Annotated in this window: 18 protein-coding genes; 5 read left to right on the top strand and 13 right to left on the bottom strand. The window is 62.6% G+C overall.

Annotated features, from left to right (window positions below; all coding sequences use genetic code 11):
• Positions 1-49: 49 nt before the first annotated feature.
• From P353_RS24180 to P353_RS24125, 12 genes are all read right to left on the bottom strand, one after another.
• On the bottom strand, positions 50-1,120 hold the full coding sequence (locus tag P353_RS24180; RefSeq protein ID WP_034375442.1) for a branched-chain amino acid ABC transporter permease: 1,071 nt from the start codon (positions 1,118-1,120) through the stop codon (positions 50-52).
• Positions 1,121-1,131: 11 nt separating this feature from the next.
• Entirely contained in the window at positions 1,132-2,115 is a 984-nt protein-coding gene (locus P353_RS24175; RefSeq protein ID WP_034375439.1) for a branched-chain amino acid ABC transporter permease, read from the bottom strand.
• A gap of 94 nt (positions 2,116-2,209) precedes the next feature.
• Complete coding sequence (locus P353_RS24170) at positions 2,210-2,935, bottom strand: ABC transporter ATP-binding protein (RefSeq protein WP_034375437.1); 726 nt, start codon at positions 2,933-2,935, stop codon at positions 2,210-2,212.
• The gene (locus P353_RS24165) at positions 2,932-3,768 is read right to left on the bottom strand and encodes an ABC transporter ATP-binding protein (protein WP_232776877.1); all 837 of its coding nucleotides are present in this window, start codon (positions 3,766-3,768) and stop codon (positions 2,932-2,934) included. The genes P353_RS24170 and P353_RS24165 overlap by 4 nt, the downstream gene beginning before the upstream one ends.
• Positions 3,769-3,808: 40 nt before the next feature.
• Positions 3,809-5,350, bottom strand: a complete 1,542-nt coding sequence (locus P353_RS24160) for a fibronectin type III domain-containing protein (protein WP_034375434.1) — start codon at positions 5,348-5,350, stop codon at positions 3,809-3,811.
• A gap of 110 nt (positions 5,351-5,460) precedes the next feature.
• Entirely contained in the window at positions 5,461-6,648 is a 1,188-nt protein-coding gene (locus tag P353_RS24155) for a substrate-binding domain-containing protein (RefSeq protein WP_034375432.1), read from the bottom strand.
• Between the two features lie 247 nt (positions 6,649-6,895).
• Entirely contained in the window at positions 6,896-7,777 is an 882-nt protein-coding gene (locus tag P353_RS24150; protein WP_034357944.1) for an amidohydrolase family protein, read from the bottom strand.
• A 47-nt stretch (positions 7,778-7,824) separates the two neighbouring features.
• Positions 7,825-9,813, bottom strand: a complete 1,989-nt coding sequence (locus tag P353_RS24145) for an acetoacetate--CoA ligase (RefSeq protein WP_034375431.1) — start codon at positions 9,811-9,813, stop codon at positions 7,825-7,827.
• Between the two features lie 85 nt (positions 9,814-9,898).
• Complete coding sequence (locus tag P353_RS24140; RefSeq protein ID WP_034375754.1) at positions 9,899-11,422, bottom strand: sigma-54 interaction domain-containing protein; 1,524 nt, start codon at positions 11,420-11,422, stop codon at positions 9,899-9,901.
• Between the two features lie 221 nt (positions 11,423-11,643).
• Positions 11,644-13,161 carry a tripartite tricarboxylate transporter permease gene (locus P353_RS24135; RefSeq protein WP_034375429.1) on the bottom strand — a complete coding sequence of 506 codons (1,518 nt, stop codon included), beginning with the start codon at positions 13,159-13,161 and terminating at the stop codon, positions 11,644-11,646.
• Entirely contained in the window at positions 13,161-13,754 is a 594-nt protein-coding gene (locus P353_RS24130; RefSeq protein WP_034375427.1) for a tripartite tricarboxylate transporter TctB family protein, read from the bottom strand. The genes P353_RS24135 and P353_RS24130 overlap by 1 nt, the downstream gene beginning before the upstream one ends.
• Before the next feature lie 225 nt (positions 13,755-13,979).
• Positions 13,980-14,945 (bottom strand): Bug family tripartite tricarboxylate transporter substrate binding protein, encoded by a 966-nt coding sequence (locus P353_RS24125; protein WP_034375424.1) that lies wholly within the window; start codon positions 14,943-14,945, stop codon positions 13,980-13,982.
• A 135-nt stretch (positions 14,946-15,080) separates the two neighbouring features.
• On the opposite strand from P353_RS24125, the gene P353_RS24120 reads away from it, so the two are divergent.
• The 5 genes from P353_RS24120 to P353_RS24100 all read left to right on the top strand — a co-directional run bounded on the left by P353_RS24120 (position 15,081) and on the right by P353_RS24100 (position 19,625).
• Positions 15,081-15,782, top strand: coding sequence for a response regulator (locus P353_RS24120; protein ID WP_034375423.1), 702 nt, complete (start codon positions 15,081-15,083; stop codon positions 15,780-15,782).
• Positions 15,779-17,254 (top strand): sensor histidine kinase, encoded by a 1,476-nt coding sequence (locus P353_RS24115; protein WP_034375420.1) that lies wholly within the window; start codon positions 15,779-15,781, stop codon positions 17,252-17,254. Before P353_RS24120 ends, P353_RS24115 begins: the two co-directional genes overlap by 4 nt.
• Positions 17,255-17,286: 32 nt before the next feature.
• Positions 17,287-17,724, top strand: coding sequence for an RNA-binding S4 domain-containing protein (locus P353_RS24110; RefSeq protein WP_034375418.1), 438 nt, complete (start codon positions 17,287-17,289; stop codon positions 17,722-17,724).
• Positions 17,725-17,736: 12 nt separating this feature from the next.
• A complete protein-coding gene (locus P353_RS24105) occupies positions 17,737-18,504 on the top strand; it encodes a hypothetical protein (RefSeq protein ID WP_034375416.1) in 768 nt (255 codons plus the stop codon).
• Between the two features lie 308 nt (positions 18,505-18,812).
• The gene (locus P353_RS24100; protein ID WP_034375412.1) at positions 18,813-19,625 is read left to right on the top strand and encodes a DNA/RNA non-specific endonuclease; all 813 of its coding nucleotides are present in this window, start codon (positions 18,813-18,815) and stop codon (positions 19,623-19,625) included.
• Positions 19,626-19,690: 65 nt separating this feature from the next.
• Here P353_RS24100 and P353_RS24095 read toward each other — a convergent pair whose 3' ends face one another.
• A complete protein-coding gene (locus P353_RS24095; protein WP_034375752.1) occupies positions 19,691-20,437 on the bottom strand; it encodes a 16S rRNA pseudouridine(516) synthase in 747 nt (248 codons plus the stop codon).
• Positions 20,438-20,525 lie beyond the last annotated feature (88 nt).

Here is a 20,525-nt window from a genome sequence, read left to right as displayed (position 1 = left end):
TCTCCTGTCGTAGTGAAAGCAGTCAGAGAAGGGATGCCAGTAAAAGATGTCAGGGTTGGCGCGCCGCAGCCGCGCGCAGCCGGCCAACCACGCCGGTAGGGAAGTAGTAGACCGACAGCACGAACAGCAGACCCAGCCACAGCAGCCAACGGTCCGGCGACAGCAGGGCCGACAGCCATGGCAGGCTGACGGCGGCTTCGCTGCCTAGCCGCAGAAAATCCTGCAGATAGCTTTGCGCGACCAGAAAGATGACGGAGCCGATCACCGCGCCATAAATCGTGCCCATGCCACCGATCACCACGATGAGCAGACAGTCCATCATGATCTCGAACGAGAGCGAGGTATCGGGCCCGTTGTAGCGCAGCCAGACAGCCAGCATGGCACCGGCCACGCAGGCAAACAGGGCCGAGAGCACGCTGGACGTGGTGCGATAGACCACCACGCGGTAGCCAATGGCTTCGGCACGGAATTCGTTCTCGCGAATCGCCTGCAGCACGCGGCCGAACGGCGAATTGACAATGCGCAGCAGCATCAGCACCAGAACCACAGTCACGGCAAACAGCAGGTAGTAGCTGATGATCCTGCCGTCGATGAGAATGCCGAAGATCTCGTTCTCGAAGGGCTCGAAGCTGGGCGACAGCCATGCGGGCATCTTGAAGGTCAGGCCGTCCTCGCCTCCCGTCCAGTCGGACAGCTGCGAAGCCAGGGTCTGAAATGCGGCCGCTACGGCCAGCGTGATCATGGCAAAGAAGATAGCGCGCACACGCAGGGAGAACAGGCCGATGGCCAGGGACAAGAGCAGCGACACCAGCAGCGCCGCACCCCCCCCCAGAGCCAGCGCCCCCCAGCCCGGCCCCAGCTTGCCGGAGGCAATGGCCACGCCATAGGCTCCTATGCCGAAGAACATGGTGTGGGCAAAGCTGACGATTCCGGTATAGCCCAGCAGCAGGTCAAAGCTGGCCACCAGCACCACAAAGATCAGCACCTTGGCCGCCACATTGAGCGCCTTGACGCCGGGAAAGGCGAACGGCGCCACGGCAAGACCGAGGAAGATCGCCAGCAGCATCAGTGCCAGGATGCGACTGCGCGGCAGATCGCCCGAGAGCAAACGGTTGAGCATTCTGTTGTCCTTCAGCGGTTGGCGACCGGATAGATGCCTTGGGGACGCCAGAGCAGGATGGCGACCATCAGCGCGATATTGGAAAACAGCGCCACCTTGGGCACGAGAAAGCCCGTGTAGTTGGCCATCAGCCCCACCAGCAGCGCTCCGATGAGGGCACCACCGGTGCTGCCAAGCCCACCAATGATGATGACGATGAAGATCAGCACATTGACCTGGGCGCCCATCTGCGGGATCACGTTCTGCTGATACAGCCCCCACATCACGCCGCCCAGCCCGGCCAGGGCCGAGCCGGCCACAAACACGCCTATGAACAGGCTGCGCACCCGGTAGCCAAGCGCCTCGACCATCTCGCGATCCTGCACGCCGGCGCGGATCAGCAGGCCGAGCTTGGTGCGTGCCAGCGTCCAGGCCAGCCCTGCAAACACCAACGCGCCCACCAGCACGGCAAACACGCGGTACTTCTCCACGGCCGCATCGCCCAGCAGCCACGCGCCCTTCATGGCATCGGGCAGGGGCAGCGGTATCTGCTGCGGGCCCCAGATGACCTTGATCAGCTCCTCGCCGATGATCATGCCGCCCATGGTGATGAGAATCTGCTTGAGGTGCTGGCCGTAGACCGGGCGCACGATGAAGCGCTCGAAGGCCAGACCCACGGCGCCAGCCACCAGCATCGCCACCAGCATGGCCGCAAAGACGGCGGCCAGATTGCGCCAGAGCTGGTCCGAGCCAGTCCAGTCGCCCATGACGCCAAGCACGCTGGTGGCCACAAAGGCGCCGAGCGCGATAAACACGCCGTGCCCGAAGTTCAGCACATCCATGAGGCCGAACACCAGCGTCAGACCCGAAGCGATGATGAAGACGATCATGCCCATGGCCAAACCTGCAACCGTCAGCGTCAGCCAGGTGCTGGGCGAACCCACCAGCGGCAGCGTCACCAGCGCCAGCAGCGGCACCAGCAACAGCGGCTTGTAATCCATATCCTTAAAGCTCATGCAGGCACTCTCCCATGGCGCGCTGTCGCTTCAAAATACATAGCTACTCGCGCTCTATACATATAGACCAATGGCATTTTTGATGTGTTTTTTCTCATAGCGACAGCCCCAGCAGCCTCTGCTGCAGCTGCGCGTCGGCCGCCAGATCGGCCATGCGGCCCGCGTGGATGACACGGCCGTTGTCCATCACGGCCACGCCGTCGCCCAGGCGTTTTGCGAAGTCGATGTTCTGCTCCACCAGCAAGATGCTCACGCCGCCGGCCTTGAGCTGGGCAAAGGCCTCGATCATGTTGTTGATGATGGCGGGAGCCAGGCCCTTGCTGGGCTCATCCACGATGAGCAGATCGCGCGGCTCGACAATGGCGCGCGCCACGGCCACCATCTGCTTCTGCCCGCCGCTGAGCTTGCCCGCAGGCGCATTCCAGAACTTCTGCACGGCCGGGAACAGCTGGTAGATCCAGTCCAGCCGGGCGGCATCCATCTGGCCCGCATGGGCGGCGGCGCGTGCAGCCAGCAGCAGGTTTTCCTTGACCGTGAGGTCGGCAAAGATGCCCATGTTCTCGGGCACATAGGCGATATTGAGGCGTGCAATGGCCGGCGTGGACAGCTGGGTGATGTCCTTCTGCGCAAACTGGATGCGGCCCTGGCTGGCCTGCCACAGGCCCATGATGGTGCGCAGCGTCGTGGTCTTGCCCGCGCCGTTGCGGCCCAGCAGCATGGTGACCTCGCCGCGCGGCACAGCCAAGTCCACACCGTGGAGGATGTGATAGGCGCCGATATGGGTGTGCACGCCCTGGAGTTTCAACAGCAGCTCGCTCATGGCTGTTCTCCCCTTCCCCCGGACGGGGGAAGGCTGGGATGGGGGGGAGCGTCAGTGCCGCCAACGGCATCCTGGGGCGTCAGCCCCAGGTATGCCTGCTGCACCACGGGCGAGGCGATGACCTCGGCAGGCTTGCCGTCGGCCACCAGCTGTCCATTGGTCAGCACGATGATGCGATCGGCGAGTTCGCGCACCACATCCATCTTGTGCTCCACCAGCAGGATGATCTTGCTGCGGTCTTTCTTGAGTTCACGTATCAGGTCCAGAATCACCGGTGCCTCGTCATGGCTCATGCCCGCCGTGGGCTCGTCGAACATATAGACCTGCGGCTCCAGCGCCATGAGCAGCGCCACCTCGAGCTTGCGCTGGTCGCCATGCGGCAGGCTGGCGACGACGGTGTCGGCACGCTCGGACATGAAGACCCGCTCCAGGATTTGTCGCGCACGCTGCGTGACCGCCCGGTGATCGCTCCAGATGCTCCAGAGGTTCAAGCCGCGGCGATGCGCTCCCGTCATGCTGGCCTGCACCGCCAGCCGCACGTTCTCCTGCACGCTCAGATTCGGAAAGAGATTCGTGAGCTGAAAGGCCCGGCCCAGCCCGGCGCGCGTACGCGCCGATGCGGGCAGGCCGCTCAGATCACGCCCCCCCAGCGTGACCCTGCCGGAACTGGCCTTGAGCTGGCCCGAGATCAGATTGAAATAAGTCGTCTTCCCGGCCCCATTGGGGCCCACGATGGCCGTGAGCGTGCCCGGCTCGAACGAGCAGGTCACAGCGTTCACGGCCACATGGCCACCAAAGCGGATGGTGAGATCTTGCGTTGCCAGAATGCCCATGGAAGCGGATCTTTCCTTCTCGGTTGCGTGCGGTCGCTGCTCAGGGGCAGGTCCCGATCACGTAGTAGTTGCTGCCGGTCTGCTTCAGCGTGGTGGTGTAGAACACATTCCACAGGCCCATGTTCTGGCCCGAGCCGTTGGCATAGGCATAGCCGCCTTGCTGATAGGCGCGGTTGGCCTGTACATGGGCGTAATTGCTGGCCGTGGTGCAAGTGCCCGCAGGATTGCTGCCGGCCAGGGTCGTGCCGCTCACGGCAGAAGAATCGGCACTTTCCGCGCCATTGCCGTCCACGGCCCGCACCGTCCAGCTGTAGCTGGTGGCAGGGCTCAGCGCCGCATCGACATAGCTGGTGGCATAGACCGGCAGTGCGTTGGTCTTGTTGCCGTTGCGATAGACGTTATAGCCCGCAGCGCTGGTCACAGGAGCCCAGTCCAGCTGCATGCTGGTGCTGGTAGCAGCCGACGCCCCCAGCCCCGTGGGAGCGGCCAGGGCTGGCTGGGTCGGGTTGCCTCCGCCACTGCCGCCACCGGTGCCGGAGCCCGCGCCGGATGCAATGCGATCGATCATGGCCTTGATGGCCGTCATCTGCACACCGCTCTTTTGTGCGAAATCATTGCCATACCAGCCAATCCAGTCCCAGCAGGCATTGGGATTGGCCAGCGAACCGCTCTTGCTTGTGCTGCGGTTGTTGTTGTCCACCCGGGTCTGCGGGTACAGCACGATGATGTTGTTGGTATCGGCCCAACGGCTAAAGCCGGTGTTTCTCACGAACTTGTCGCCAATCTTGTCCGTGCTCTGCTGACAGCCGTGCAGCACCACATGCAGCTTGCACTGCGTGCCGCTGGCGCAGCTTTGCGGCACATAGAGCCAGCCGGTGCTGGCCATGCCGGGGTTGGCATTGGTATAGGCCGACTGGTTGAACTCTATGTAGTTGCCAGTGGCCGGAGCATCATTGCGCGGATTGAGCGCACCATAGAAATGCGTGAGTGCGGCCTTGGCGCCGTCATAGCCGCAATTGCTGATATAGGGCGAAGCGCTGCTGCTGCAGGCATTGTTGCCGCTGCTATCGAAGTCGGTGGGCAGCACATGGGCAGCCCCCGAGCGCTTGACATAGGCGATATTGGCCTGCGGCACGCCGTTGTTCAGGTACTGGGTCTGCAGCGCATCGGTGAGGTTCGGGCCCACCGTGTAGTCGCTGGTGCCCGTGAAGATATAGATCTTCTGCGCCGCAATCCGGCTTTTGGCGTCGATGCTGGCAGCGCTGCTGTAACTGTCGATGCTGGACTGCATGGCATTGAGCTGTGCGCTCGTGATGCTGGCGTTGTACATGCAGGCCGTGTAATTGTTCAGGCCCGCGCACATATACGGGCCTGCCGCGAAGATGCCCACCCCCATGAAGCTTGCCGAGTAGGCATTGCCCAGCTGATTGGCCATGAAGCCGCCCGACGACAGGCCCGACACGCTGATCTGGTCGGTGGCAATGTTGTATTGCCCCAGCGGCACGGCCGCCACCGCAGCCAGGTTCACGCCGCCCCATAGCGCCAGCGCGGCAACGCCGCTTCTCCAGGATTGAACTCGCATGCCTTGTCTCCGTGAATCGTTGAAATAGGAATGAGCAATGCCAGCCCTCGTGTTTCCGAGGGTTCATCAATTGAGAGGACGGTTGGGCGCGGGAGGATCTCCCGGCCGGATCAGCGCTGGTTGCGCACGGGAACGTTCATTTCTTCAGGCTTGATCTCGCGCACCAGCTCGGGCACACCCCAGGCCATGGCCGGATCGTTCTTGATCCTGAAGTGGTACATGCTCTGCATGGCCTGGTGATCTTCCTTGCGGAAGGTCATGACGCCCTTGGGTGTATCGAAGCTCATGCCTTCCAGAGCCTTGATCAAGGTGTTGGTCTTGGTGTCGCCGCCAGTCTTCTTGAGTGCCGTGACGATGGCCATGGCGGCCGAGAAACCGCCCGCCGTGAAGAAGTCGGGCGGAGCCTTGAACTGCTTGTAGCTCATGGAGACCATGGCTTCGTTCACCGGGTTCTTGGGAATGCCGAAGTAATAGTAGGTGGCGCCCTCCATGCCCGGCATATTCTTGTAGGCAGCCATGGCGGGCAGTATGTTGCCGCCCGTGGCAATCTCGATGCCGTAGCGCTTGAGGTCCATGTCGACGATCTTGAAGGGGTTGCCGGCACCGGCCCAGACAATCCAGATCACCTTCTTGCCTGGAACATCCTTGAGCCTGTCGATCAGGCGCTGGGCACCGGCCGTGAAATCGGTGGTGGCTGCGGGCAGGTACTCCTCATGCACCAACTTGCCCTTCTTGACCGCTTCCTTGAAGGCCTTGACGCCATCGCGGCCGAAGGCATTGTCCTGGGCCAGTGTCGCAATGGTCACGCCGGGCCTGTCGATGGCCACGGCATTGCTGATCGCATCCTGGCTGGAGTTGCGGCCGGTGCGGAAGATGTACTTGTTCCACTTGTCGCCGGTGATGGAATCGGCCACGGCAGGCTCGACGATCAGGATCTTCTTGTACTCCTCTGCCACGGGCAGCATGGCCAGCGCCACGCCCGACGCGCTGGGACCGACAGCCAGATCGGCCTTGTCGTCCGAATAGGCGGCGGCCAGCAGGCTCTTGCCAAGGTCGGGCTTGCCCTGGTCGTCTTTCTCGATCACCACCAGCTTCTTGCCTGCCACCGTCATGCTGCCGCTCGTGGCGTATTCAAGCCCCATCAACAGCCCGGCCTGCGTCTGCTTGCCATAGGCCTCCAACGGCCCGGTCTTGCTGTAGACATGGGCAATGCGGATTTCAGATTGCGCCAAGGCGCCGGGAACATGAACCACCATGGCCGCCAGAACGGCCGCCTGCAGCAGGCTGCGCTTGTGCATGTGTTGTCTCCTTGAGGATGGATGCGGTGTGTCCGCTTGTCTTTGTATGGTGTGCAGTTAGCAGTCTTCGTGCCAGTCTGGTTTTCCTCTGAGTCTTGTTTCAGCCCGCATCCCGACTGTCCAAAAATCAAACAAAAAATGTCTTAAAAAAAGACACTGCACGATTTCAATACACTGCTTCAGGCCTCGCCTCGGCCGAGGTTCAAGCGCCATGAAAAAAGGATCACCGGGGTGATCCTTTGAGCTTTCATGCGGCATCGCGCTTTCTGTCCAGCTCCAGCAGCCGCACGGCGTTGTCCTTGAGAATGCCAGGCATGACCTCGGGCTTGAAGCCGGCGACCTCGAAGTCCTTCATCCAGCGCTCGGGCGTGATCAGCGGGAAGTCGCTGCCGAACAGCACACGGTCCTTGAGCAAGGTGTTGGCGTACTGCACCAGTTGCTTGGGGAAATACTTGGGGCTCCAGCCCGAAAGATCGATCCAGACATTGGGCTTGTGCAGCGCCACCGAGATCGCCTCGTCCTGCCAGGGAAAGCTGGGATGGGCCATGACGATCTGCATATCGCCGAAATCCACGGCCACGTCGTCCAGCAGCATGGGGTTGCTGTAGGCCAGGCGCAGACCGCCGCCGCACTTCATGCCGCTGCCGATGCCGCTGTGGCCGGTGTGGAAGATGGCGGGCAGCTTGTAGTGATTGATGACCTCGTAGATGGGCCAGGCCATGCGGTCATAGGGATGAAAGCCCTGCACCGTGGGATGGAACTTGAAGCCCTTGACGCCGCATTCGGTGATCAGGCGTTCGGCCTCGCGCGCGCCCATCTTGCCCTTGTGCGGGTCGATGCTGGCGAACGCCACCATCATGTCGCTGTTCTCGCGCGCGGCATCGGCAATCTCTTCGTTGGGAATGCGGCGGCGGCCCAGTTGCGCCTCGCTGTCCACCGTGAACATCACCAGACCGATCTTGCGCTCGCGGTAATAGGCAATGGTTTCGGCGATCGTTGGACGCAGCGAGCTGCCGAAGTATTTGTCGGCCGCTCGGTCGTACTCCTCGCCATAGCTGTCAAAGGGATTGCGGCAGCTGACTTCGGCATGGGTATGAAAGTCGATGGCGATCAGATCTTGATGGTTCATGGGTGGGTCTGCTTTGGGTATTGAGTCAAATCAGCCTCAAGCGCTTGTCACGCCCTCGGCACCTGCTCTCGAAATTGAATAAAGAAATCAATGCTCGATGGATTGGCCATGGCATCGGGGCTGGCCACCTTGGCGGCGTCCGCTCCCAGCAGCAGCTTGCGCACCGGCACCTCCATCTTCTTGCCGGTGAGGGTGCGCGGAATCTCGGCCACTTGCACCACCACATTGGGCACATGGCGTGCCGAAGCCTTGGTCTTGATGGCGTTCTTGATCTGGGCAGTCAGCTCGCCCGTCAATGCCTGGCCTTCGGCCAGGGTCACGAACAGCGGCATGAAGGACGGTCGGCCCAGGTATTCAAGGTCGACCACCAGGCTGTCCTTGACGGCTTCGAGCTCCTCGACGACACGGTAGATCTCTGCCGTGCCCATGCGTATGCCGAAGCGGTTGATGGTGCTGTCCGAGCGCCCGTAGATCACGGCCGTGCCGCGCTCGCTGAACTCGATCCAGTCGCCATGGCGCCAGCAGCCGGCAAACACGTCGAAATAGCTGTCGTGGTAGCGCGCGCCGCTCTCGTCGTTCCAGAAGAACACGGGCATGGAGGGCATGGGCTCGGTAATCACCAGCTCGCCGACTTCGGCAATCACCTTCTGGCCCTGTTCGTTGAAGGCATGGGCGGCCACGCCCAGTTCGCGGCACTGAATCTCGCCCGCGTTGACCGGCAGTATGGGCGCGCAGGCCACAAAGCCCGAGGCGATATCCGTGCCGCCGCTGATCGAGGCCAGCCACAGATCACTTTTGACGTTCTCATAGACCCAGGCATAGGCATCCAGCGGCAGCGGCGAGCCTGTGGAGTTGATGGCACGCAGCTTCTCGAACTGGCGCCCCTTCTTCGGCGAGACACCATCCTTCATGCTCTTGGTGAGGAAGGCCGCACCGCAACCAAAGATACTCACCTGGTATTGGTCGATGAAGTCCCAGAGCGCATCATCATGGGGCGCCGTCGGATTGCCGTCGGACAGCACCACGGTCGCGCCGGCCAGCAGGCTGCCTATCATCAGATTCCAGACAATCCAGCCCGTGCTGCCCAGGAACATGAAGCGATCACCGGGCAACACATCATGCTGCAGGCGATTGGTCTTGAGGTGGGTGAGCACGATGCCGCCATGGCTGTGCACCATGGCCTTGGGCAGGCCGGTGGTTCCCGAGGAGTACACCACCCATAGCGGATGGGAGAACGACAGGCGCTCGAACTGCAGCGGCGCTGCATGACGCGTTGCCTCGTCCCAGCGCATGCAGTCACGCCAGGGCACGGCGGCATGTTCTGCATCGCTGCCGAACAGGGGCCCCGGCACATGAATCACCCGGGCGATATCAGGCAGACCCTGGAGCACCTCGTCCAGCACTTCACGGCGATCGAACTGCCTGCCGGCATAGGTATAGCTGTCGGTCGCGAAAATCAGCTTGGGCGCGATCTGCTGGAAGCGGTCCAGCACCACGGAGACCCCCATCTCCGGCGCGCAGCTGGACCAGATGGCGCCAATGCTGGCACAGGCCAGAAACGCCACCACGGTCTGAGGCACATTGGGCAGATAGGCCACCACGCGATCGCCGGGCCCAATGCCCAGACCGCGCAGACTGGCAGCCAAGGCTCCCACATCGCGCTGCAGTTGCTGCCAGGAGACTTCGACCGGGGTCTGGCCCTCGCAGCGCGCAATGATGGCCGGGCGCTGATCACTGGCCTGGCGAAAGATATGCTCGGCGTAGTTGAGCCGGGTGTCGGGAAACCACTCGGCACCCGGCATCTTGCGGCTGGCCAGCACCTGTGTCGGGTCACCATCGGCCTGGATCTCGAAGTAGTCCCAGATGGAGCGCCAGAAGCCTTCGATATCCGTCGCCGACCATTGCCACAGCGCCTCATAGTCGGGGAAGTCACGGCCACGGCTGTCGCGCAGCCAGCTCATGTAATGCCACAGGCCGCTTTGCTCATGCTGTTGCTGCGTGGGCCTCCACAACTCCTGCCCTTGTACCAATGCCATGCTGTCTCCGGACTTAAATTAGATATTTTTTATAACTATAAAAACAAACCAAGTCCTGCCCACCAAGGGCAATCCCTAGCATGACTCAGAAATTCAGCTTCTCGAGCCGGTCGTAGAGCTTGGCGCGCGATATGCCGAGCGCCCTTGCCACCGCCAGCTTGTTGCCCCCATGGGCCTGCATCGCGGCCCTTATCGCGCGGGCTTCGAGCTCGGCCATTTGCTCGGCAAGCGGTTTGAGCAGATCGCTCGTCGCCGGCACCGCCGCCACAGTCTCCTGGGCCAGGCACAGCCGATGCGGAGCCTGAGGCTCGACCCCAGAGGAGCGCAGCACCTGCGCCAGCAGGCCGGCATCGATGTGCGAGTCATCGCAGCGCATGGCTGCCTGCTCCAGCACATTGCGCAGCTCGCGAATATTGCCGCGCCAGGCTTGTGCGACCAGCAGTTCCAGTGCGCCCTTGCCCAGCTCCGGCGGAACCATGTCGTTGCGCAGCGCCAGGTCCTCGCAGAGCACTTCCACCAGGGCCGGGATATCGCTGCTGCGCTCGCGCAGCGGCGGCACGCGCACGGGCAGCACATGCAGCCGGTAGAACAGGTCCTCACGGAAGCGCCCGTCGCGCACCATCTGCAGCAGATCGCGAGAAGTTGCGGCCACCACGCGTACATCGAAATGCACGATCTGGTTGGAGCCCAGCGGCTCGATCTCGCCCTCCTGCAAGGCCCGCAGCAGCTTGGCCTGCAGACTGGCGGGCATGTCGCCGATTTCGTCGAGAAACAGAGTGCCGCCATCGGCAAGCTTGAACTTGCCATCGCGCGTCTTGCGCTCGGCTCCGGTAAATGCGCCCGGAGCCACGCCGAAGAATTCAGCCTCCAGCAGCGTTTCGGGAATGGCCGCGATATTGACGCTCACAAAAGGACCGGCAGATCGTGCCGATGCGGCATGGATGGCATGGGCCAGCACCTCCTTGCCGGTACCGGTCTCGCCCAGCAGCAGCACCGGGCTCATGGACTGGGCCGCCCGCCGCGCCTGGCGCTTGACCTCAACCGCAGCCGGGCTGCTGCCCACAAAGCTGGCAAAGCTGTATTTGCTGCGGCGCGAACCCTGTACCGACGCCTGCAAGCTGCGGCTGCGCTGGGCAGCCAGCTCTCGCCTCGCTTCATCGAGATCGCGCTGCAGCATCGCGAACTTGCTGATCAGCGGCTGCAGGGTCGTCTCGGGCTGATCGAACAGCACAATGCCGATGGCGCCGATCACACCTCCTTCGTCGTCGTGCAGCGGCAGGCGACTGACGACAAAGGTCCCGGCACTATTGGTCAGCAGATCGATCAGGACAGGCTTGCCGGTCTCCAGCACACTGCGCATCTGCGTGTTGGGGATGACCTCCTCCACCATATGCCCGAGAAAGTCGCCCACACCGGCCACGCCCAGGCGCGGCAAAAAGCGCTCGTAGCCTTTGTTGACCCAGACAATGCGCCCGCTTCTGTCGACCAGAAACATGCCTTGACTCATTGACGAGAACAGCTGAAACATGGACCGAGCCGCCAATGCATAGATGCCGTCGGCATCGTCGGGCAGCTCGCAAGCGAAATCGTTGGGTAGCAGTTGGCTCATTTCCATCATTGCGCCATGGTAGGGCGACATTGCCCCAAAACCATCGGCACAGACCTCTAGCGGCCCCTCTCACACTATCAATACATGAGCAAGATAGCGCATTCAAACAAATGCTTGAGTCTGCCTCCATAAAAAAATCCCCTGTCCAGCTCACCGAACAGGGGATATGAATGCAACGGGCTCCATGCGTGAAGCACCCGCAGCAGGCTAGGAAACCGGACTCAGGCGGTGCTTGCCTCCCGCTCGTGCTTGGCCTGCGACAGGCGCTTGAGCACGCGGGGAATGATCAGCACAGCCAGCACGATGATGATCAGCGTCAGCGACATGGGGCGCTGCAGGAAGATCCACCAGCTGCCCTCGCCGATCGACACGGCGTTGCGCATCTGGGCTTCGGCCAGGGGGCCGAGGATCATGCCAACCACCACGGGAGCGGTGGGGAAGTCGAAGCGACGCATGATCACTCCCAGCACGCCAATGCCGTAGAGCAGGAACAGATCGAATGCGCTCTGGCGCATGCCGTAGGCACCGACTGTTGCGAAGATCAGGATGCCGGCATACAGCTGGGGACGCGGAATCTTCAGCAGCTTGACCCACAGACCCACCATGGGCAGATTCAGCACCAGCAGCATCACGTTGCCGATGTACAGCGAGGCGATCAGCGCCCAGACCAGGGCCGCCGAGCTGGTAAACAGCTGGGGACCGGGGTTGATGCCGTAGTTCTGGAAAGCACCCAGCAACACGGCCGTGGTGTTGCTGGTGGGAATGCCCAGAGTCAGCAGAGGAATCAGAGCTGCGGTCACGGTCGCATTGTTGGCGGCTTCCGGTCCGGCCACGCCTTCGATGGCGCCCTTGCCGCCGAACTCGGCCTTGTCTTCGCCCTTGGCCAGCTTCTTCTCGGTCGCATAGCTCAGAAAGGTCGGGATCTCGGTGCCGCCTGCAGGAATACAGCCGAACGGTGTGCCCAGCAGCGTGCCGCGCATCCAGGCGGGCCAGGAACGCTTCCAGTCGCGCTTGGTCATGTGCACACGCGTCAGCTTGTTCTGGGACTCCTCGACCTTGCCTTCATACATGGCGGCATACAGCACTTCGGCCACGGCAAACAGCCCCACGGCCACCAGCACGATATCGATGCCATCCAGCAGCTCCATCTTGCCGCCGGTATAGCGCGCCGCACCGGAGATCTGGTCCATGCCGATGCAGCCTGCAGCCAGGCCGACAAACAGCGCCGTCATGCCGCGCAGCGTGCTCTGGCCCAGCACGGCACTCACGGTGGTGAAGGCCAGCACCATGAGCATGAAGTATTCGGGCGGGCCCAGCTTCACGGCGAAGTCGGCCACGTAGGGAGCAAACAGAGTCACCACTACGGTGGCGAAGGTACCCGCGAAGAACGAGCCGATCGCGGCGGTCGCCAGCGCCGCCCCGGCTCGGCCGCTCTTGGCCATCTTGTTGCCCTCCATGGCCGTGACCATGGATGCCGTCTCGCCGGGCGTGTTCAGCAGAATCGATGTGGTCGAGCCTCCATACATGGCGCCGTAGTAAATACCGGCAAAGAAAATCATGGATGCCGTCACATCCACCTTGGCGGTGATGGGCAGCAGCATGGCCACGGCCACGGCCGGGCCGATACCGGGCAGCACACCTACGGCCGTACCCAGGGCACACCCCACCAGAGCCCACAACAGATTGGCGGGCGTGATGGCAGTGGCAAAGCCAGCCATCAAAGCATTGAAAATATCCATTACAGCCACCCCGTCTGAGTCAAGCCTGGCAGATTGATTGCCAGGAACTGAGTAAACATCCAGAAAACGGGCGCTGAAATCAGCAAGCCAGTGATCACATCCTTCAGCCAGGTACCGATTTCAGAGGCCTGAGGCTGATGCGCGGCGCGGCGCAGGCCTTGCACGGCCAAGACATAGCAAATCGTGCAGCTGAAGATAAAGCCGACGGTTCCAATCAAGGCCGCATTCACCAGCAGACCGGCCGAGACCCAGGCAAAGGGCAGGATGTCGGCCTTGGGCTGGCCGCCCGGGTCGGCCGCATGGCGAAAGCCGCCGCTGCGAGCTTCCCAAAGCAGCAGTGCACCGCAAGCGGCCAGCACGATGGCGCACAGCCAGGGCAGAAAGTTGGGGCCGACGCCGCCGTAGCCCGAATCGGAAGGAATCTGCAGCGCGCCGACAGCCAGGCCAACAGCGACCAGCAGCACGCCCGCACCGACAATGGTTTGCGCTCTCTTGGACGGTACGTTGGGGCTCTGCGGCTCGTCGGGGTCTGCATAGGCCGAAACTTGTGCGGCCTCCGCTGCCCGGGCCAGATCTTGGAATGAATCAGACATGATGAATGTGTTTGATTTCAATGGTTTTCGGAACCCGCCAGAGCCGCCTTGCAGCAGCTCCCACGGCATCATGGGGTTGCACAAACCCTGGCTTGCGCCGTCAGGAGCAGACCATCAATCAGTGCGGGGGAGAAACAGCAGCACACAACGCGATCAGGGCTGAAGTCGCCAGCCCTGTGCCATGTCCTGAAAAGGCCGCTGCAGAACGCAGCGGCCTGGAGATCGTCAGATCATGCCGGACTTGGCCATGGTGGCGCGCAGGCTGGCGAACTCGTCGTCCACGAACTTGCCGAAGGCATCGCCGCCCAGCCAGGCAGGTGTCCAGTCGTTCTTCTGCAGCGCTTCGGTCCAGGCCTTGCTCTTGGTGGCTTTCTCGATCTGGGCGACCAGCTCGTCGCGCTGCGCCTTGGAAATGCCGGGAGCGCCATAGACACCGCGCCAGTTGCCGATTTCCACGTTGATGCCCTGCTCCTTGAGCGTGGGAACGCTGGACGCCGCACCCTTGAGGCGCTGGGCCGATGTCACGCCGATGGGCTTCATCTTGCCAGTCGCGATGTATTCGGCAAACTCGCTGAAGCCGCTGCCGCCCACGGTGACGTTGCCACCCAGGATGGCGGAGATGGCCTCGCCACCCCCACGGAAAGCCACGTAGTTGATCTTGGCGGGGTCCACACCCACTTCACGCGCGATCATGGCCGCAGCAATGTGCTCGGTGGAACCACGCGAGCCGCCACCCCACTTGACGGAGCCGGGATCCTTCTTGAGCTGGGCCACCACTTCCGCCATGTTCTTGAAAGGCGAGTTGGCGGGCAGCACAAACACGTTGTATTCGCTGGTCAGGCGTGCCAGAGGCGTGGCCTGGCTCAGATTGACGGGAGGCTTGCCGGTAATGATGCCGCCCAGCATCACGGCGCCCATGACCATCATCGCATTGGGATCACCCTTGCTGCCGTTGACGAACTGGGCCAGGCCGATGGCACCGGCAGCACCACCCTTGTTGTCATAAGTGACGGAAGAAGCCACACCTGCGTCCTGCAAGGCCTTGCCCAGGGCACGGCCTGTCGTGTCCCAGCCGCCACCAGGGTTGGCGGGCAGCATCATCTTGATGGCCGCCGCGGCCTGGGCCGACAGGGGCAAAGCACCGGCCGCCGCCAGGGCTGCCAGAGACTTCAGAAACGTATCACGACGCATGATGTACTCCTTATGTAGTTAGTGGATGCAATCATGGACAGCCTGCCTGTCAAACAGCTGTCCAATCACCTAGGGCTATCCCTTAAGCAACCCTGGTAGTTTCACGACTTGTCTGCGCATTCGCAGCGCAGTGCTATGTTCGGCAACATGCAATTACTGCTTGTTGAAGATGACTCCGCCATGCGCACCACGCTGCAGCGCACCCTGATGCGCCGCGGCCTGAATGTGGATGTGGCGGCCGACGGCCCCAGCGCCCTGGCCCATTGGCAGACCCGCGAACCCGATGCCGTGGTGCTGGACCTGAGCCTGCCTGGTCTCGACGGCCTGCAGGTGCTGGAGCGCGCCCGCGCCCTGGGTCTGCGCACACCGGTGCTGATCCTCACGGCACGTGGCACCGTGGGCGACCGCGTCATGGGACTGAATGCCGGTGCCGACGACTATCTGGCCAAGCCCTTTGACCTCGACGAACTGGAAGCACGCCTGCGCGCCCTGCTGCGCCGCAGCCAGGATAGTTTCACACCCAGATCGGCTTCTGAAACTGTCACCCTGGGCGCATTGCGCTATGAAAAGGAAAGCGGCGCGATCTATCTCGACGACAAGGTTCTGGAGCTGACCCCGCGCGAGCTGTCCATGATGCATGCGCTGCTGGCCCGCCCCGGCCATGCAGTCACCAAGGAGCGGCTGTTCAGCCTGGTCTTCCCCGGCGAGGTCGATGTGCAGTACGAGGCCGTGGAAGTCGTGGCCTACCGGCTGCGCAAAAAGCTGGGCGGCACCGGCGTGCAACTGGTCACGCTGCGCGGACTGGGCTATCTGGTCAAGGCCGAGGCTGCGGCATGACAGCCAGTCCGGCAAGGACGCGGCCCAAGACAGCCTGGTCGCTGCGGCGCCTGCTGCTCACCGGCATTTTGCTGCCCGTGCTGGCGCTGATTGCCCTCAACGCCTGGAGCCTCTATCAGCAAACCCTGGCATCGCTGCACACGGCTTACGACAGAACCCTGCTGGCCTCGGCCAAAAGCATCAGCGAGCAGATCGGCGTTACCGGATACGACGAGCAGGCGCAGCTGCGCGCCATCGTTCCCTATTCGGCACTGGAGATTTTCGAGGCCGATAACCAGAGCCGCATGTTCTACCGCGTCTCCACGCTGGACGGACAGCTGATTTCGGGCTTTGCGGAGCTGCCGGTCTGGACCGGAAGGATTCCGCAGCGCCCGCCTTATGCAGCGCTGGTGGACTTCTATGACGACGAGTTTCGCGGCCACCCCGTGCGCGTGGCCGTGCTGCTGCAGCCGGTTGCCAGTGCCGACGGGCGCGGCATGGCCGTGATCCAGGTGGCCGAGACCCTGGAGCTGCGCGAATCCCTGGCCTTGCAGATTCTGCGCGACACCCTGATTCGTCAGGCCCTGCTGGTGCTGGTCGTCGCCCTCATCGTCATCATCGTCGTGCAGCGCGCCACCCAGCCCATACGCCAGCTCAGCCAGGACCTGCAAGGCCGGGCCCAGGGAGATCTGAGCCCGCTGGCGGCACCCGAGGCCCCGCGCGAAATCCAGCCCCTGCTGGAGGCCACCAACCAGACCATGCAGCGCCTGCAAGGTCTGCTGAGCAACCAGAAGCGCTTTGTGCGCGACGCCTCGCACCAGCTGCGCACGCCGCTGGCGGTGCTCAAGGTTCAGGTGCAGTCGGCCAAGCGCGGCGATATCCCCCCTGCACAGGCCTTTGCCGAGATCGACGACACGGTGGACCGCGCCACCCGCGTCGCCAACCAGATGCTGGCCCTGGCCAAGGTCGAGCAGCTGCGCCAGGAGGACGGCAACCAGAGCAGCGCCATGCTGGCCCAGCTCGACGACATTGTGCGCGACGTGGCGCTGGAGCTATCCCCGCTGATTGCCGATCACGACATGGACTTCGGCATCGAAACCCAGGCCTGCTGCGTGGCCGCCCATGAATGGATGCTGCGCGAGCTGACCCGCAACCTGCTGCACAACGCCATACGCCACACGCCCAGGCACGGGAGTCTGCAAGTCGATGTGCGCGCACACAACGGCATGGCGCAGCTGAGTATCGAAGACAGCGGCAGCGGCATCGACGAGGAACTTGCCCAGCGACTGTTTCAGCCCTTTTCGGCGGGCAACACGCGCAGCGGCTCGGGCCTGGGCCTGGCCATCTGCCAGGAGATCGTTCAAACCCTGGGCGGCCAGATCGAGCTGCGCAATCTGCACGATGGGCTCGGCCGGGTGCGTGGCCTGCAGGCGCTGATTCAGCTGCCCCTGCACAATGGCGATGCCCAGGACATGGATACTGCTCTGACTTGAATCGCCATCCCTTCACGCCGCAAAATACCGATATGAGTGAAACTGAATCCATGCGTCTGGACAAATGGCTGTGGTGCGCGCGGTTCTACAAGACCCGCAGCCTGGCTGTGGAGGAAATTGGCAAGGGCCGGGTCACGGTCAACAACGCCAACGCCAAGGCCTCGCGTGAAATCCGCCTGGGCGACCACATCCACCTGCGTCAGGGCAATGTTCCCAGGGAAGTCATCGTGCGCGGGCTGAGCGGCATGCGCGGCCCTGCCCCCGTGGCCCAGCAGCTCTACGAGGAAACGGCGCAGAGCATTGCCCAGCGAGAACAACTGGCCGAGCAGCGCCGTCTGGCACCCGAGCCCGCCGAAGCACTGGCGGCCCAGCACACCGGCCGCCCCACCAAGCGTGACCGCCGGGATATCGACCGCGTGCAGCGCAGCAGCGGCTGGGGCGACCGCTGGAGCGCTTCCATCGATGACTGAAAACCTTCGCCCATGAAGCGCAGGCGGCTGATCTCCACACTCTCCACCCTGGCAGTTGCGGCAACCGGCGCCTTGAGCTGGTTCTGGCTTCGCCAGCGTGGGAGCAGTACCGAACGTCGATCCGTGATCCGGACGGTCTTCAGCCAGGCGCTGCCGCCACTGAGCGCCCAGCATCTGCAGCTGATACGCCTGCTGCGGGTGCAGTGGATGCCCATAGAGTCGGGGGCGCCCGGCTTCGATCCCGTGCAGCCCTTTGGCGGCGATCTATTCCCCGTCGACACGGCCCAGCAAGTGCTGCGCATTCACAATCCTGCTCTGGTCACCCAGCTTCTGGCCGAGGTCTGCCTTTGGCTGCCGCAGTTTGTGGCAAGCGCCACCTTGGCACCGGGTCGCTATGCCTTGCCACCTGACTTCCCAGGCCAGGCGCCAGACAGCAGCTTCGACTTTCGCCCCGAACATCTGACGCTGCTGCATGCCGCCCTGTGGCGAGAAGTCGGTATCGATGAGCTGCCTGATGTTTTGGCCGAGGAGGAAGACGGCCAGGCGATCTGGCCCTTGCCCTATATCGACGGCAAGCGGCCATATGGCGACCGCAGCTACTACCAGATCGATATGGCCGACATTCTGGGCAAGCCCTATGCCAGGAACGCACAGGGCCAGTACATTTTGCCGCCCCAGAAAGATGAGGCGCTCAGGCAGCTGCATCTGCAAACCCAAGCCGCACTGCAGATCCTGCTCATGCATGGAACGCCCTCGGGGACCCGCAGCTTGACGACATAAGCCGGGACAGGGCCGGGGCAGGGCCGTGGCAAAGTCCACTTTTCATAAAATATGAGCACTTAGCGCTTTATTACAAAGCTTTTCAGGAAACTTTTACCTTGAAAAGCTTTCAAAGCTTGCGCAAGCAGCTCTTATTTGAGTAGCAATCAATCACCCATCAATGATGGCAAGACTCGCTCTTGCACCTGGGCTGCTGGCACTCTTTCCATCTCCCTCGGCCTTCTTCGCGCATGTCCTCCGCTTTTTCAGCACCGCTTTCCTCTTCTTGCTCACAAGTCCCCCGATGGCTGCACCATGCCGGCATCGCAATGCTGGCCATCAGCAGCGTGGCCTGCTCCGCCAAGATGCCTGCGCCCTCGGCAGCGACCAGCCCCGCATCGCTCATCCAGGTCAGCAATCCCACGCGCAGCACCCAGGGCTTTGAGCAATGCCCGCAGTTCTTTGCCAATGGCAAGGCACCCGTGCTCAGCGATCAGCCCAAACTGCGGGCCCTGTGCTATGACGCGTTTGCCGTGCTGCACAGCGGCCAGAGCAAGACTCCCATCTTCGTCGCTCAACGTCTGAACAAGGCCCTGGTCGCCGATGCCGACGAAAAGCGCACCAACAAGTTCTACAGCGACGCCCGCCTGCCCCGCGATGAACGCGCCGAGCTGGACGACTACAAGCGCTCCGGCTACTCACGCGGCCACATGGCTCCCGCTGGCGACATGCCGACCGCACAGGCCATGGCCCAGAGCTTCTCGCTGGCCAATATGGTGCCCCAGTCCATCAAGCAAAACGGCGGCCCCTGGGCCCGCATCGAGAAAGACACGCGCAGCTATGCGCAACGGGCTCAGGGCGATGTCTACATCATCACCGGCCCGGTCTTTGATGCCGGCGCCGCCTCCGTCGGCCACAACCAGGTGCGTGTGCCCAGCTTTCTCTACAAGCTGGTTTACGACGCTCAGAGCCAGCGTGCCTGGGCGCACTGGCAGGCCAATGATGACGCAGCCCGCGTCACCGAACCCATCAGCTACGTGGAGCTGGTGCGCCGCACCGGCATCGAATTCCTGCCCGGCGCTGCGCTGCAAACCTCCGGCAAGCTCCAGCAGGCATCCGCGCCCGCCATGCAACGGCACTGAGTTGCCATATCGCCCATTAAAAAGCCTGCTGGCGCAAGCCAGCAGGCTTTTTATCTTGCTCGGTTTTACTTGCCCGGCTTGAACAGTTCCAGCTCGTGCGCCGTCAGCCAGCGCCATTGGCCAGGCTCCAGCTCTGCGGGCAACTCCATGCCGCCGATTCTTCTGCGGTGCAGACCTTCGACCCGGTTGCTCACAGCCGCAATCATGCGCTTGACCTGGTGATACTTGCCCTCGGTCAGCGTCAGATCCAGCACATGGCTGTCCACCTGCTCGCAGGCCGCTGCCTTGACAGGCTTGGGATCATGGTCGAGAACGACGCCATCCAGCAGCCGCTGTATCTGCTTGGCATCCACCGGATGCTTGCAGGTCACCCGATAAACCTTGGAGACGTGCTTTTTGGGCGACGACATGCGGTGGATGAACTGGCCATCGTCGCTGAGCAGCAGCATGCCCGTCGTATCCTGGTCCAGACGGCCCACTGCCTGAACACCTTGCACCGCCCCTTTGTTGGGTCGTTGACGCAGCGGAGCCGGCAGCAAGGTATAGATGCTGGGATGGGCCGATGGCTTTTGCGAGCACTCGGTGCCGGCAGGCTTGTTCAGCAGCACATAACCCAGCTCGTGATACTCCCACTCCACGCCTTGCACCTTGAAGCGCAGACCTTCGGGATCCACCTGCTGGGTGGAATCCAGGACCTTCTCCCAGTCAGAAGTCTGCGAGTTCCACAGCTCCACCCAGCCTTGCTGCACCAAGCCGGAGCACACGCGGCGAATACCAAAGCCCTGTGAATACAACATGTCCTGCAGCTGCATGCTCATCCTTTCCATGTCCGCTACTGCGCAAGCAATATCAAGAATACCGATTGATCAAATAAAAAACCCCGTAATCTTTCGACTACGG

Source organism: Comamonas testosteroni (assembly GCF_000761245.1).
GTDB lineage: Bacteria > Pseudomonadota > Gammaproteobacteria > Burkholderiales > Burkholderiaceae_C > Comamonas > Comamonas testosteroni_C.
Note: the sequence above shows the minus strand (reverse complement) of the source record. Positions and strands in the feature narration are given on the sequence as shown.